The organism is Acinetobacter piscicola (genome assembly GCF_015218165.1).
In the GTDB taxonomy this organism is placed as follows: Bacteria; Pseudomonadota; Gammaproteobacteria; order Pseudomonadales; family Moraxellaceae; genus Acinetobacter; species Acinetobacter piscicola_A.
In genome coordinates this window covers 2708291-2724382 of sequence record NZ_CP048659.1, presented here as the reverse complement: position 1 = coordinate 2724382, position 16092 = coordinate 2708291, and the positions used below count along the sequence as shown (strand labels likewise).

Sequence of the window (16092 nt, the reverse complement as noted above, 5' to 3'; positions counted from 1 at the left end):
ATTCAAGAATAATTTTATAGCCAATAATACAAATCATATGTGAAGGTTTTAAATCGATATTTTTAAGACTTCGACAGTTTTTAATACGTATTTTTGAAATTTTCATCATTAAATATCTGATTAATTTTAATAGATATATTTATAAATCATAAAGCAAAAAAAGCCACCTAAAGGTGGCTTTCTAAGATCAAACTACAGCATCAAAGCGCTGCAATCTGCTCCATATTCGCTTTAATCTTCGCTAACTGGTCAGCAAATTCAGCAAGTTTCACTTTCTCGCCTTCAACCACAGCAGCAGGTGCTTTCGCGACAAAACCTTCATTGGCCAGTTTAGTGGCAATTTGGTCATGTTGCTTTTGAACCTTGTCGAAGTCTTTTTGTAGACGACCCAATTCCGCTTTCGGATCAATTAAACCCTTCATAGGAACGAATACAGACACATGACCGACTACAGAAGACGATGACAATGGCGGTTGCTCAGCATCTGCAAGGAAAGTAATGCTTTCAACTTTTGCCAACGCTTTAAACAACGGTTCAATACGAGCAATCTGTGCTTTTTCAGCTTCAGTGGTATTTTGTAGAAGTACAGGTAACAAACGCGCATTACCTAAGCCCATTTCACCACGAATATTACGCACAGCACCAATCAAACCTTGAAGCCATTGCATATCTGCTTCAGCTTGTTCATTGATTTTTGCTGCGTCGGCAACAGGGTATTGTGCCAACATGATGCTTTCACCTTGCAGACCAATCATTGGGGCAAGCGTCTGCCAAATTTCTTCAGTCAAGAACGGCATGATTGGGTGAGCAAGACGTAAAGATGCTTCCATCACTGCAAGAAGAACACGACGAACTTCCGCTTTACGCTCTTCAGGCACATTTTCATCATTCAGAACAGGTTTAGTCAGCTCTACATACCAGTCACAGTATTCATTCCAAATGAACTCGTAAATCGCTTGTGCAGCCAAGTCTAAACGATAAGTCGCAAAGGCTTGCTGAACCGCTTGTTCCGCTTTTTGTAAACGGCTCACGATCCACTGTTCAGGCAGTTCCCAAAGGTCTTGACGAACGTCTTGACCAATGGTTTGACCTTCAACATTCATCAGAACGAAACGGGTAGCATTCCAAATCTTGTTGGCAAAGTTACGGTAACCTTCAACACGTTTCATGTCGAACTTGATGTCGCGACCCGTATTTGCAAGCGCACAGAACGTGAAACGAACCGCATCTGTACCATAAGCTTGAATACCTTCAGGGAATTCTTTACGGGTAGATTTCTCAATTTTCCCAGCTTGTTTCGGGTTCATCAAACCTGTAGTACGTTTTTGTACCAAAGTTTCAAGGTCAACACCATCAATCAAATCGAGTGGGTCAAGTACGTTGCCCTTAGATTTCGACATTTTTTGACCTTCACCATCACGGACTAAACCATGTACGTAAACCGTTTTAAACGGAACTTGTGGCGTACCATCTTCATTTTTCATGAAGTGCAACGTAAACATAATCATACGTGCAACCCAGAAGAAGATGATGTCAAAACCAGTCACCAATACATCCGTCGGGTGGAAAGTATTTAAGAAATAGTTTTCTTTATCTTTCTCAGCATCGCCAGTCCAACCTAAAGTTGAGAATGTCCATAGCGCAGAAGAGAACCATGTATCAAGTACATCTTCATCTTGGCTCAGTGCAAGATCAGCAGGCAGATTGTGTTTTGCGCGAACTTCGGCTTCATCACGACCGACATAGATGTTGCCATCAACATCATACCAAGCAGGGATACGATGACCCCACCACAATTGACGAGAAATACACCAATCTTGAATGTTGTTCATCCACGCCATATACATATTGCTGTATTGCTCAGGCACAAATTTAATGTCACCGTCTTTAACCGCTTTAATCGCAGGCTCAGCAAGTGGTGCAATTTTCACATACCATTGGTCTGTGAGTAGAGGTTCAACAATCACGCCTGAACGGTCACCACGAGGTGGTTTCAATGTATAAGGTTGAATTTGATCTAACCAGCCTTCAGCTTCAGCTTGTTCAACCAATTTTTTACGTGCAGCAAAACGTTCTAAACCTACGTATTCCGCAGGCGCAGGAATAGTTTTAGAAATTTGTTCGCCCGCTTTTGCGATATATTCAAACTCAGCCAATACTTCAGCATTTTTGTTGAAAATGTTGATGATCGCGAGTTCACAACGTTTACCCACTTCATAGTCATTGAAGTCATGCGCAGGGGTGATTTTTACACAGCCTGTACCGAATTCTTTGTCTACATACTCATCTTTAACAATGGCAACCGCACGACCTGTAATTGGGAGGATAATGTTTTTACCCACAAGGTGTGCATAACGCTCATCATCAGGTGCAACTGCAACTGCTGTATCGCCAAGTAATGTTTCAGGACGAGTGGTTGCCACCACGATATAATCTTTACCATCGTGTGTGCGTAGTGACTTATCTTCAAAGAAATATTTGAAGTGCCACAATGAACCTTGTTCTTCTTTATCAGACTCAACTTCTAAGTCAGACAACGCAGTTTGTAGTTTTGGATCCCAGTTTACAAGGCGTTTACCACGGTAGATTAAGCCGTCTTCGTGCAGTTTTACGAAAACTTCTTTGACTGCATTAGATAAACCTTCATCCATAGTGAAGCGTTCACGTGACCAATCTACAGATGAACCCAAACGACGAATTTGACGCGTGATGTTACCACCAGATTGTTCTTTCCATTCCCAAACTTTTTCAATGAACTTTTCACGACCTAAGTCATGACGGCTAATATTTTGTGCGCCCAATTGACGTTCAACCACCATTTGCGTTGCAATACCCGCATGGTCTGTACCTGGTTGCCATAAGGTATTTTTACCAGACATACGGTTATAACGTGTCAAGGCATCCATGATGGCATTGTTAAAACCATGACCCATGTGCAAGTTGCCTGTGACGTTTGGTGGCGGAATCATGATACAGAATGAGTCGCCTTTACGAGAAGGTTGGAAATAACCATTCTCTTCCCAAGTCTTGTACCATTTTCTCTCGATCTCAGTCGGATCGTAGGTTGTAGCAATATTTTGCGCTGAATCAGTCATAGTAAAAACAGATCAAAAGTGAGTGAAAAATTAGATTCATTGTAGCAAATAAATTTCCTAAGTGGGGGATTCTCATCAAGTGTATAGAACGTGCTGGTTGGGGAGTAAGCTTCACTGAGCGAGTATCAAAGTTTGCGCAACAAAATTTTATCGATGAATAGAGTCATCACAACAGTCATGCAAGTTGAAAAATGACATGAAAAGTTGGTCAGTATTACAATAAATATTTTTAAAAAATAGATAAATCAGTGACTTAATGTATTTTTAAAATGTAAAAACAATGAAGAAAAGCCAATGCATATCATGATAAGCTTTGCTAATATTTTGTCACCATTGATTGCCCCATAATATTAACAAAAAGGAAAATTCGTATGACTTATAAAATTAACTTAGCAATTGAAACTTCAACTTATCAAGCACTGCAAAATGTCACTGAACGTTTAAATCAGGGCGATAAAGAAAATTTATCTAAACAATTAGGCACGATTTTTACAGATATGTCTTGTCAGGTTTTAGATCAGGTTTTTGGGCGTTTGATCGAAGAAAAACGGGGCAAAAACTTAGATGCGAAAGCCCAAAAAAGTTTAAAAGAAGCCGAACAAATTTTTGAGCAAATTGAAAGTGCATTACGAAAATATATGCCATGGTCGATTTCATTTTTTGGAAATGATCGGCTAAAGCCTGTGGCAAATCATATTTTGCAGAAATTTGACCCCTCTAATTCTGAACAGATTTATATGTACTATATGTTAGACCGTCATTTAGGTGAGCAAGCGAGTCAAAATATTCAACAGGTTTTAGACGGGAATCTTCAAGCGCTCCCCGCTACTTTAAAAAATTTAATCAAAATTATTGATTTGGGCATTTCTGAGTTTATTCGAGATCCAAAAACCTTATTAAAATTTAATTTTGTGGTCGATAAAACTTTAAATGGTGTCATTAATATGATTACCAGTACAGGGTATAAACGCCTAGAAAAGGTAGGGGATGAATATAAAACAGGTGATGCTGAAAAAGCACAGCATTATGCAAAACATTTTAACAGCTTCTTGGTACGTGTATAGTTGAGTGGATGCTAACATTTTATAAATGACTTTGCTGGTCATATTTTTCATGGCATATTTAAAATCAAAGCTTTAGAGAGTAGTTTCATGGAAGGAAAAGTAGTTTGGATTACGGGTGCTTCATCAGGTTTAGGTAAAGCATTAGCTAAAGAATGTGCTTTACAAGGGGCACAAGTTGTGCTGAGCGCACGCCGTTTAGACGAGTTGGAAAATGTTCGTGTGAGTTTGCTCAATCCAGATCGTCATATTTCAGTTGCCATGGACATCACCAATGAATCACAAGTTCGACATGCTTATGAGCAAGTGCTCAAAGAAACGGGTCGAATTGATTGGTTGATTAATAATGCGGGTCTCAGTCAACGGGCATTGATTGCAGATACGACTATGCAAACTGAACGTGCTATTATGGAAATTGATTATTTTTCACAAGTCTTTTTAACGAAAACGGTATTACCGACCTTTTTAAAACAGAAATCAGGTCGAATTGCATATGTGTCGAGTATTGCGGGTTTACTTGGTACGCAATATCGTGCGTCATATTCGGCAGCAAAAGCCGCGATTCATATGTGGGCAAATAGTTTGCGTGCCGAAGTTGCCAAAGACGGTGTGAATGTTTCGGTGATTTTTCCAGGTTTTGTCAAAACCAATGTATCTTTTAATGCATTGAATGGTGAAGGTAAGCCGCAAGGTCATCAGGATGAAGCCATTGAAAATGGTTTAGATGCAGATGAGTTTGCACAACAAACAGTAGAGGCTTTACAAAAAGGTGAGGAGTTTATTGTGGTTGGGGGACGCAAAGAAAAACTGGGTGTATTGGTATCGCGCATTTCACCGAAAATTTTATATAAAATGATTCGGAAAATGAAAGTGAAATAAATTTATTGATTGAAACAGGGTGGTAGAAATTTACACGAATATCGTTCTAAAAATAATGTGTGAATTTCTCTTTCACACTTGTCATCGCAACAAAAAATGATCCTATGGTTGGACGGTCACCAGTATCAAGTACTTACATTATATAAGCATAATTATGTTTATTCGATATAAGACGCAGTGGTTAGAGTTTTATATTGTAAAGTTTTTTTATATGATAAAAATTGAATTAAGTGAAAAATGGTAATATGTTAAATAGTGAAATGACCTTAGCACAACTTAATCAATTTTTGGCCAGTAAAGCGCAGCAGATCCAAAAGGCATTTAAAAATCGTGATTATTTGAGTGCTAATCAACAACTTTTAGAGCTGATAGAAGTTGTTCCTTCACATCAAAATGTTTTGTGTGATTTAGCGATCACAGAAATGCGATTAGGAAATTATCAAATCGCATATGATTATTTGCAACAAGCGATACAATACCATCCTCATACTGTAGAAATTAATACTTACGATGCAATGAGTGAAGTATGTTATTTTTTAAATGACAGAAAGCAACAAAAATATTATGGACGTTTAGCAAATCAAGCAAAAAAAGATGCAGTGCAGCATGAAAAAAGATTAAGCCTTCCTCAGACTGCACCACCACAATTCAACCCACAAGAACCATCTGAAAATATTATTAGTTACTCTCTATATGGTGATTTACCACGTTATTGTGAAGGGGCAGTATTAAATACTCAATTTGCGAAGGACATTTTTCCTGAATGGACATGTCGTTTTTATATTGATGAAAGTGTACCGCTCAAAATTGTAGAACGATTAAAAGCATTAGGTGCACAAATTATTTATGTGAATGAACAGCAAAAACAGCTTTCAGGTTTATATTGGCGCTTTTTTGTCATGCATGATCCACAAGTAAAACGTTTTTTAGTCCGTGATGCTGACTCATTTTTATCTTATAAAGAGCGTGCGGCGGTTCAAGCATGGATTGAGTCAGATTGTTATTTTCATTGTATGCATGATTCTTATGATCATGTAGAGTTATTATTAGCAGGAATGTTTGCCGGTTGTTCAGGTATTTTCCCTGATATTGAGCAAGATATACGCCAATTTTTAGCTCGGGATCGACATCTGATTGAACGGGTAATGGATCAGCACTATCTACGATATTGTATTTGGCCTACAGCCGCACAAAGTATTTTGATCCATGATAGTCAAGAGTATGATGCTACAGCGTTAGATTTTCCATTACAAACAAATGAATATGATGAAAATTTTCATATTGGTCGTATTGAAGCGAGATGGAAGGTACAAGTAGAACATTCATTTGAGCCAAATACATGGTTAATTTGGTCTTTAAAAGATGAAAATCAACACACAATTTGTGAATATGATGTTTATGTTGAAAGTAACGTATTTAATATTATGCTTCCTAAAATTTATACCGATCATTTGAATCGTGGTGAATGGTATATTGAAACTCAACCTAAGAAAATAAATAGTTACTGATGTAAGATAAATATACATAAGTCCATTGTTATTCAAACTTATGTGGCTTTATGTTCAAATAGGCATAACTTGAAAAGTTATTTATAGGGAAAATAGATGTCACAAACAAGCATGCAACAGATCATTATTACTGAGCCGGGCGGCGTAGAAAAACTTGCCTATGAAACAGTTACAGTGCCAACAGCACAAGTAGATGAGGTCTTGGTTAAAGTACATGCTTTTGGGATTAATCGCCCTGATATTTTGCAGCGTCAAGGTTTATACCCAATGCCAAAAGGTGTTACACCTGTGCCAGGTTTGGAAGTTGCAGGCGAGGTTGTGGCTGTAGGCAGCGATGTCACTAAGTTTAAAGTGGGTGACAAGGTCTGTGGTCTAACCAATGGTGGAGGCTATGCTGAATATTGTGTTGTACCTGAAAGTCAAACGATTCAAATTCCACAAGGTGTTAGTTTTGTACAAGCAGCAGCGATTCCTGAAACATTTTTTACCGTATGGGCAAATGTATTTCAAATGGGCAATGCCAAAGCAGGTGAAACAGTGCTTGTACATGGTGGTGCAAGTGGGATTGGTACAACTGCATTGATGTTATGTAAATCTTTGGGTCTAAAAAGTTTTGCTACAGTAGGTTCGGATGAAAAAGTCCAAGCCATTTCAGACTTAACAGATGCAATTAATTATAAAACGCAAGATTTTGAGCAAGTCATTAATGAAAAAAATGGCAACAGTGGGGTGGATGTAATTTTAGATATGGTGGGTGCGCCATATTTAGAAAAAAATCTCAATTTGTTACGCCGTGATGGGCGTTTGGTCTATATTGCATTTTTAGGTGGAGCCAAAGCCAAAGATGTGAAATTAGGTCAAATTATGATGAAGCGTTTGACGATAACAGGTTCAACGATGCGTGCCCGCAATACCGCTGAAAAAGCTGAAATTGCCAAAGGATTGATGGAGCATGTCGCTCCACTTTGGGCGAAAGGTGAATGTCTACCGATGATTTATCGCACCTTTAAATTTGACCAAATTCAAGCTGCACATGCCTGTATGGACACAGGCGAGCATATTGGTAAAGTTGTGGTTGAAGTGCTTTAAAACTTAAAGCATTTCAACGTGAAAAGTGTCTAAATGTGTTCTGTGTAGGGGAATGTAATCTACACAGACTAGACCAACGCTATAACAATGCTGTGATGTGTGGATACTACAATTTTCAAATTTTAACTCTGATTTAATTTTAAAATTATGCGAAAATAGCCATTCAAATTTTTTGTATTTTTAGGACTCCCATGACAGATTTTTCTGCTGCACTCAGCGATATTGAAATTTTAGATATTTTACAGTCAATGAAATCTGACCAATTAAATATTGAAGCACAAAAAATCATTCGTGAAGGCGGAAAAGCAGGACGTCAAGAAGCACATAAACAGGCATTGGTAGCCCTTCATCAAAGTTTTGAAGATAAATTCGTTGAAGCAGTTACAATGGCTTTGCATTTAAATGATGCGCAAGCTAAAAAAATTCGTTATAAAAAAGACCGTATTCGTATTTTAAAAGCCAAAGGTATTGATTACTTAGCGATTGATGGTGCCGAAACAGCACAAGTATTAGGACAAGTTGCACAAGCAATTTTACGTGAAGATGCAACAGTCACTCATGATTTACATAATATTTTTCCCTTCTGGAAAGAAGGTTGGCCAATGGTGCAATTTGACAGCGCATTCAAAATTTTAGATGAAGATATTAATATTCACTATCAAGCGGTGTTAGATCGTTTAATTGAAAAACATTAAAAAAGACAAATGAAAAAAGCGCCATTAGATGGTGCTTTTTTTAGACATTGGCGTTATGCGAAAAATCTCGTTATGCACTTGTCTCAGGCGGTTCGACTTCACTTCTTTCTAGTAAGCGTGTGACGAGTAATTGGTCAATTTTAAAATGATCGACATCGACAACTTCAAATTTATACCCATCAAAAATAACTGTATCGGCAGGGCGTGGGATTTTACGTAGTTTATACATCATAAAACCTGCGAGAGTTTCATAATTTTCTTCGTCAGGCATTTCATCAAGTGCGAGTGCATGTTTTAAATCTTCAATCGGGGTGCTGCCATCGATCAACCAAGAATTATTATCGCGCTTAATGATTTGTTGGTCTGCTTCAATCGGTGTTACCCAGTCTCCCATCACCGTGATCATAATGTCTGAAAGTGTGATGACACCGACAACAAGCGCATATTCATTAATCACCACAGCAAATTTTTCTTTGGTTGAACGAAAACGGTCAAGTAATTCAGATAAAGTTAATGTGTCGGGAATGGTTAAAACGTTACGAATAGTATTTTCATTAAGTTGTAATAAAGACTGATTATTTAAAATACGAACCAAAATATCTTTAGCATCAACATAGCCAATGACATCATCAATGTTGTTATTACACACCAAAAACTTAGAATAAGGATATTCGGCAAGTTTTTGACGAATACTTTCTTCTGATTCTTTTAATGTAAAAAATACAACATTTTCACGTGTGGTCATACTTGATGGAACATTACGTTCTTCAAGCTCGAATACATTTTCAATAAAATGGTGTTCCTGTTTTTGCAAGACACCTGCTTGTGCACCAGCATCCATCACAGCTGAGATATCATCAAAAGTGATATTGTCATCTCGAGTCGTATTGATCTTAAATAAACGAAATAATAAATTGGCAATCATGTTAATAAACCAAGCCAAGGGTTTACAAATCACGATAAAAATTTGAATCGGTTCAATCACTGAGACGGCAATTTTTTCAGGTGCAATCATCGCCAAACGTTTCGGCATCAGATCTGCAAATAAAATAAATAATGACGTCACCAAAGTGAATGATAGTGAAAAACTGATGGTGTCAGCCCAAGGACCTGTATAAAAATGAGATACAAACTCAAGGAAGTAAGGTCGGAAAGCACCTTCACCTAAAATACCACCTAAGATGGCAACGGCATTTAAACCAATCTGAGATGCTGCAAAAAAATCTGCTGAATTTTCTTGTAAATCTAGAACCTTTTGTGCTCGTTCATCTCCAGCTTCAGCAAGAATTTTGAGTTTAACTTTACGTGCACCCGCAAGTGCAATCTCAGTTAAAGAGAGAAATCCTGCACCTGTAATGAGGAGTGCCATAATGACAATATTTTGAAATAGGCTCACGAATCCACCTGTGGATCTTGATTATTATGAATATTTTTAACACAAAAGCACCCAAGAGCATAAATTATTTATCCTCTTGGGTGCTTAGTATAAGCTGAAAATGAAGAATCGTAATAATTAGATCATTAATAATGTGAAAATTGTGAGTTATTCAACATAAATTCACGATTTTCTTCTTCGATCATTTGACGTGCAACATATAAAATAAGTTGGCGTAACCAACGATGTGCAGGATGATGGTGAAGTAAAGGACACCAAGCCATTTTTAACTCAAACTCTGGAATATAAAACGGTGGATCTTTGATTAATAAGTTTTGGCTTTTGGCTTGTAAACGTGCAATACGAGTCGGGAGAGTGGCAACTAAGTCAACATTAGATGCCAATAACGCAGGCATTTGATAATGACGGGTAAATACCGAAATTTTACGTTTTTGACCAATCCGCTCAAGTGCTTGATCAATCCAACCTAAGCCTGCTTGTTTCTCAGGATTTACGCCAAAGCCAACGCCCATACCTGTTTTAGATACCCAAATATGTTGTGCATCTAAATAACTTTTTAAGTTTAAATTATTGGCAGCAGGGTGTTTCCCATTTAAAAGACAAGAGAAGCTATCACGCCATACTAAAACTTGGTGAAAACTTTGTGGAATTTCATTAAAACGGTTAATGGCTAAATCAACTTTTCCTTGTTCCATATCACGATAGGACACATCACTCGGTGTTAAAAAGTCGAGTACCACATTCGGTGCTTCAGAACGTAAGGCTTTGACAAGGCGAGGCACTAAAGTTGCTTCAGCATAGTCAGAGGTCATGATACGAAAAACACGATTAGATGTATAAGGTCGGAACTCGGTACGGGGTTCCAAAATCATGGATAAATCTGAGAGCGCATCTCGAATACGAGGCTGTAATTCTAAAGCACGTTCTGTCGGAGTCATCCCTTCAGAAGAACGAATCAAAAGTGGATCATTAAACAAATTACGTAAACGACGTAAAATATTACTCATTGCCGGTTGAGTGACACCCAATTGCTCTGCTGCACGTGTAACATTTTTTTCACGTAACAACACATCAAGATAAATTAAGAGATTGAGATCAACCCGCTCAAGATTCATATAAAAAATACCGAAAATAAATTTTTAAAATCACGAGGATTATGCCATAAGCAAATAGTTTTGTGTTAAATCGAGATAAAAAAACTCAGCTTTGACTTTATTCTAGATTCTAGTGTGGTCAATCTACTTGAAGTGATCGCCTAATAAAGCAATCGTTCATTTCTAATGATTTTAACCTCTATAAAGTTAATTTACATTGAACCATAGTATTTTATTGCTCTATATATGGTGTGAAAAATATATATTTTTTGCAGTCGAAATTATCGGCTGTGAATAAATAGGTATTTAAAAGACAATTTCAACAATTTTTTGCCGCCCCAAGACTTAAGTATAATGCGGTTTAAAATTTAAAAATGCATGAAAATTACACAAAATTAAAAAGTTGTTTAATTTTTAATTTAAATAAAAACAATGAATTAATATTTTGTAATATAATTATAATACGACTTTGATCTACATATTTTTTAAATAAATACTGAGAATTAACGCAAAATATTGGATTAATTTTAGAAGTCACTCTAAGCTAAGTCCATAACAACGAAGCGTACTAAATCTGAACAAATAGATAGTACTAGATTTAGCGATTCGATGGGATGAAATCCTAATATTAAGACAGGAAAAAATCATGACTACATACCAAACAGCGATTGATGCAATCCGCGAATTAAAAGCAAAATTCGGCAACACTTGGGCAGACATCAGTCCTGAAGATGCTGCACGTATGCAAATGCAAAACCGTTTCAAAACTGGTTTAGACATTGCGAAATACACAGCTGCGATTATGCGTCGTGATATGGCTGAGTATGATGCTGATTCTAGCAAATACACTCAATCATTAGGTTGCTGGCACGGTTTCATCGCACAACAAAAAATGATTGCGAACAAAAAATACTTCGGTACTACAAACAAACGTTATATCTATCTTTCAGGCTGGATGGTAGCTGCGCTTCGTTCAGAGTTTGGTCCACTTCCTGACCAATCTATGCATGAAAAAACTTCAGTTCCTGCATTGATCGAAGAAATCTATACTTTCCTTCGTCAAGCTGACGCAAAAGAATTAAACGATTTATTCCGTGCGCTTAAAAAAGCACAAGATGCTGGTGATACTGCAAAAGCTGCTGAAATCACTGCACAAATCGATAACTTTGAAACTCACGTTGTGCCAATTATTGCGGACATCGATGCTGGTTTCGGTAACGAAGAAGCAACTTACTTACTTGCTAAGAAAATGATCGAAGCTGGTGCTTGTGCACTACAAATCGAAAACCAAGTATCTGATGCAAAACAATGTGGTCACCAAGCTGGTAAAGTAACTGTTCCACACGAAGACTTCATCGCTAAAATCCACGCATTACGTTATGCATTCTTAGAAATGGGTCTTGACGACGGTATCATCGTTGCACGTACTGACTCTGAAGGCGCTGACTTGACTCAAAAAATCCCAGTGGTTAAAGAGCCAGGTGACATTGCTTCTCAATACATCAGCTACTTAGACACTGTTGAAATTGATATTGCTGATGCTCAAGAAGATGAAATCTTGATCAAACGTGATGGTAAATTACACCGTCCTAAGCGTTTAGCTTCTGGTTTATATCAATTCCGTGAAGGTACTCAAATTGACCGTGTTGTACTTGACTGTGTAACTAGCTTACAAAACGGTGCTGACCTTCTTTGGATCGAAACTGCAACGCCTAACGTTGAAGAAATTGCTCACATGGTTAACCGTGTACGTGAAGTTGTTCCAAATGCGAAACTTGTTTATAACAACTCTCCATCATTCAACTGGACATTAAACTTCCGTCAACAAGCGTACGATCGTTGGGTTGCTGAAGGTAAAGACGTATCTGCATACGACCGCGCTAAATTAATGAGCGCTGAGTACGATAACACTGAATTAGCTGCTGATGCTGATGAAAAAGTACGTACATTCCAAGCGGATGCTTCTCGTGAAGCGGGTGTGTTCCATCACTTGATCACACTTCCGACTTACCACACAGCTGCTCTTTCTACGCATGAGCTTGCTCAAGGTTACTTCGGTTCTGAAGGTATGTTGGCTTATGTTGCTGGCGTACAACGTAAAGAAATCCGTGGCGGTATCGCTTGTGTTAAACACCAGGCAATGGCTGGTTCGGACATCGGTGATGATCACAAAGAAATCTTCTCTGGTGATAACGCGCTTAAAGCACACGACGATGCTAAAAACACAATGAACCAATTCGCTGCTCACTAAGTCGCGAACTGATTCGAAAAAACCCAGCGAAAGCTGGGTTTTTTATTGTGATCTCATCATTGTAAATAAGTTGTAATGAATTAGACCAAGATGAATTAATTTAATTCTTTTGCTAATTTATAATGTTCAGCGATAGGACCTTCAATTTTTGTACCTGTTTCACGATTGCGCGCCTCAAGAAAATTTTCTCCTACAAAGAATTTTCGTTCATCTGCATTTTTATCTAAAGTAATGATTGAGCCTGTTGAATCAAAAGTAAACTTGCCTTTAGATTCAAATTTTTTCTCGTCACCTTTGCCGCCTTTGTATTCTTCTTCTAATTCATAGGTTTTATCTGCATTTAATGTTAATTCCGTTTCTATGCCTTCACAGTCAGCACAAGGGAGTAAACCTTTATATTTTCCTGCCCAGTCCAAACTATTTTCTGCTTGATGAGCAGAGTCCGCTGCAGTTGTTGTTTGAGTCTGGGTTGTAGTAGCTTGTGTTTTATTTTCGACTTGGTCTGTATTTTTTTCAGTAGATTTGGAACAAGCTGTCAAAACAAGACCTGATAATATTAAAATAAGTACTGTTTTTTTCATACTATTTACTCACTATAAAGATATTCCAAAATTTAAAAGTTTTCTTTTTGGGAAAATAGACAATAAATGTAAGCACTTTGGTGATTTTGTATAAGTATGATTGGTAAGTAGAACTAAAATAAGTCAGATTTAAAATGATTTATTACAAAAAAGAGATGATGGATTTTTATAGATTAATTCTCAATATACGCAAAATTTACATCTAGAATATGTTGGATTAAATCAAAACTTTAAGATAAAAATCATTTGGAAAAATATAATGTACAAATGTGATTTAATTGTTTGAAAAATAATCAAATTTAAGTTTTATATTATGATGATATTGTTACAATCCGCGAAATTTTTATCTTTATAAGTGCGGAATTGTCATGTTCGAAAAATTGGCAGAACAAAGTCTTGGGGCAATGGGGTGGGAAATTGATAATCATTGGGATTTAACCATTGATCAATGTGTCATGATTGCAGCGCCACATACCAGTAATTGGGATGCTTTATATGCACGTTTAGCACTGAAAGCTTTAGGCGTGAATGTACGTATTACCATTAAAGATAGCTATATGAAATTTCCATTTGGACCATTTGTTCGGGCAATGGGAGGAATTGGTATCGATCGTCGACCTAAAAAAGAAGGTGAAGCACGCCCAAGTATGGTTGAGCTTATGACGGATTTATTTAAAACGCATCCTAAATTAGTGATGTTGGTGACACCTGAAGGGACACGTTCAAAACAAGAAAAATGGAAAACAGGTTTTTATCATGTTGCTGTCAATGCAGGTGTACCGATTGCATTGGCTTACATGGACTATGACAAGAAAAAAACAGGTATTGGAAAGATTGTTTATCCATCAGGAGATTATGAAAAAGATATGGCAGAAATCATGGCATTTTATGCACAAATCAATCCAAAATTCCCTGAATTATTTAGTGTTGATACACGTTATTATACTGATAAATAAATAGTCAAGTAAAAATAAAAGACAGGGTTTATTCTGTCTTTTTTCTCATTATTCTATAAATAATTTTTGATCTGCTGTTAGGTGTGTTTACGTCGGTAATAGCATGTGCTGTAAACGAAGTTGTAATTTTTGTTTGATGACTTTGGTGGTTTTTTGGAACGCCACAGCACAGAGATTTAAATGAGGCATAACCACAGCTTTTTATGAAATTGGTCTTTTATTCCTTTTCAAGATTTTCATTTATTTGTGTAGATATTTTTTCACTTTGCACGCCACCTAAAGCCTCACAAGAAGATTTATATACATCATATTGTTGTTGTACAACATGATCTAATGGAATTTGAAATAAAACATCACCTGATTTATAGCTATCAATATATGACATGGCTTTTTCACGGCTTACTGCAAGAGAACGCTCATGGTAAGAGGTGATGGGACTATGTGCCAGTTCTGCGCTTTCGATATTTTTACATTCAAATTGACTGAGTAATTTTTCTGCTGATTTTATTTCGCTAGATGTGCCGATAGCACAACCTGTTAAGATGACAGCTAAACTTAACAAAAATGAGGATTTCATCACATTAGTAGTATAAAAATGAGGATTGAAATTATATGCGTAATATTTTGAATTAAATAGCTAAATTTGATTAAAAATTGACATATTGATCATCTTTTGTCTTAGGGTTTATTTAAAATTGTAAGTAAATATTTATAGCAGTGTAGAAGTGCTTAAAAATAGACCAGACATAAATAATAAACTAAGCACAATTTGTTTAAATTGTTGTTCAGAAATTTTATAAAACAATTGTGCACCTAAAATTGCAGGCATGCTGACGGTAATCATCAAAACAATAATATAAGAAAGATGACTGCTATTGAGCGTGCCATGCCAAAGATAAACCAATAAGGTGAATAATTGAATGGCAAAATTAAAGTGTCGCAGGATATAACGTTGTTGCTCTTTAGAGAGTTGTTTGAGCATGACCCACGCGGAAGGCAGTGCGCCACAGAAACCGCCTAAGCCGCCCAAGATCCCACCGAGAAATCCAACGATACGGTCAGCAGTTTTGCCCATTTTTTTGAGTCGTGGTAAGGCGGGTGCAAAATAGATGATTGGGCACCAAAAAATGAGAAATACACCTAACACAATTTTAAAAATATCTTGGTGAATATAATGTAAAAGTGCTGTACCAAGCGGAACGCCAATTAAACCTGCAAAGATATACGGCTTGACCAAACAAAAGGGTAATGTGTGTTTTTGTTCTTTGCCAAGTGAAATGCAATGACTCCAAAGAGATGCAAAGACTAATAATGGTGCCGCAACTTGTGCGGGAAGCACCCAGATCCAACATGACATAGCGATCAAGGCGAAAGCAAAACCTGTTAAACCTTGTACAAAACCAGCAAGCATGGCACCGATACAAAAAACGACCCAAATCATATGTTATGCCAAGCAATGAAGACATAAAATCGTAGAGATAGAAATT

At 37.1% G+C, this 16092-nt stretch carries 13 protein-coding genes; 7 read left to right on the top strand and 6 right to left on the bottom strand.

Going from position 1 to position 16092, the window contains the following annotated elements:
• Nucleotides 1-200: 200 nt before the first annotated feature.
• Nucleotides 201-3095, bottom strand: a complete 2895-nt coding sequence (locus G0028_RS13365) for a valine--tRNA ligase (RefSeq protein WP_180045292.1) — start codon at nucleotides 3093-3095, stop codon at nucleotides 201-203.
• Between the two features lie 371 nt (nucleotides 3096-3466).
• Here G0028_RS13365 and G0028_RS13360 point away from each other — a divergent pair, with 371 nt between their 5' ends.
• The 5 genes from G0028_RS13360 (at nucleotide 3467) to G0028_RS13340 (ending at nucleotide 8327) form a co-directional block, all read left to right on the top strand.
• The gene (locus G0028_RS13360) at nucleotides 3467-4159 is read left to right on the top strand and encodes a hypothetical protein (RefSeq protein WP_180045291.1); all 693 of its coding nucleotides are present in this window, start codon (nucleotides 3467-3469) and stop codon (nucleotides 4157-4159) included.
• 87 nt (nucleotides 4160-4246) lie between these two features.
• The gene (locus G0028_RS13355; RefSeq protein WP_174492244.1) at nucleotides 4247-5035 is read left to right on the top strand and encodes an SDR family NAD(P)-dependent oxidoreductase; all 789 of its coding nucleotides are present in this window, start codon (nucleotides 4247-4249) and stop codon (nucleotides 5033-5035) included.
• Nucleotides 5036-5280: 245 nt separating this feature from the next.
• The gene (locus G0028_RS13350) at nucleotides 5281-6543 is read left to right on the top strand and encodes a tetratricopeptide repeat protein (protein ID WP_180045290.1); all 1263 of its coding nucleotides are present in this window, start codon (nucleotides 5281-5283) and stop codon (nucleotides 6541-6543) included.
• A 96-nt stretch (nucleotides 6544-6639) separates the two neighbouring features.
• Nucleotides 6640-7632 (top strand): NAD(P)H-quinone oxidoreductase, encoded by a 993-nt coding sequence (locus tag G0028_RS13345; protein ID WP_180045289.1) that lies wholly within the window; start codon nucleotides 6640-6642, stop codon nucleotides 7630-7632.
• Nucleotides 7633-7823: 191 nt separating this feature from the next.
• Entirely contained in the window at nucleotides 7824-8327 is a 504-nt protein-coding gene (locus G0028_RS13340) for a hypothetical protein (RefSeq protein ID WP_180045288.1), read from the top strand.
• Nucleotides 8328-8397: 70 nt separating this feature from the next.
• Here the strand turns inward: G0028_RS13340 and G0028_RS13335 are convergent, their stop codons facing one another.
• Entirely contained in the window at nucleotides 8398-9723 is a 1326-nt protein-coding gene (locus G0028_RS13335; RefSeq protein WP_130074688.1) for a hemolysin family protein, read from the bottom strand.
• 125 nt (nucleotides 9724-9848) lie between these two features.
• Nucleotides 9849-10838, bottom strand: coding sequence for a LysR family transcriptional regulator (locus G0028_RS13330; protein WP_111860377.1), 990 nt, complete (start codon nucleotides 10836-10838; stop codon nucleotides 9849-9851).
• A 625-nt stretch (nucleotides 10839-11463) separates the two neighbouring features.
• On the opposite strand from G0028_RS13330, the gene G0028_RS13325 reads away from it, so the two are divergent.
• Nucleotides 11464-13068: an isocitrate lyase gene (locus G0028_RS13325; protein WP_180045287.1), complete on the top strand. Its 1605-nt coding sequence runs from the start codon at nucleotides 11464-11466 to the stop codon at nucleotides 13066-13068.
• Nucleotides 13069-13163: 95 nt separating this feature from the next.
• Here the strand turns inward: G0028_RS13325 and G0028_RS13320 are convergent, their stop codons facing one another.
• Nucleotides 13164-13649 (bottom strand): copper resistance protein NlpE, encoded by a 486-nt coding sequence (locus G0028_RS13320; protein WP_174492249.1) that lies wholly within the window; start codon nucleotides 13647-13649, stop codon nucleotides 13164-13166.
• 368 nt (nucleotides 13650-14017) lie between these two features.
• Here G0028_RS13320 and G0028_RS13315 point away from each other — a divergent pair, with 368 nt between their 5' ends.
• Nucleotides 14018-14605 (top strand): 1-acyl-sn-glycerol-3-phosphate acyltransferase, encoded by a 588-nt coding sequence (locus G0028_RS13315; RefSeq protein WP_180045286.1) that lies wholly within the window; start codon nucleotides 14018-14020, stop codon nucleotides 14603-14605.
• Nucleotides 14606-14822: 217 nt separating this feature from the next.
• Here G0028_RS13315 and G0028_RS13310 read toward each other — a convergent pair whose 3' ends face one another.
• A complete protein-coding gene (locus tag G0028_RS13310; protein ID WP_130074692.1) occupies nucleotides 14823-15182 on the bottom strand; it encodes a hypothetical protein in 360 nt (119 codons plus the stop codon).
• Nucleotides 15183-15314: 132 nt separating this feature from the next.
• The gene (locus G0028_RS13305; protein WP_180045285.1) at nucleotides 15315-16046 is read right to left on the bottom strand and encodes a sulfite exporter TauE/SafE family protein; all 732 of its coding nucleotides are present in this window, start codon (nucleotides 16044-16046) and stop codon (nucleotides 15315-15317) included.
• Nucleotides 16047-16092: the final 46 nt, after the last annotated feature.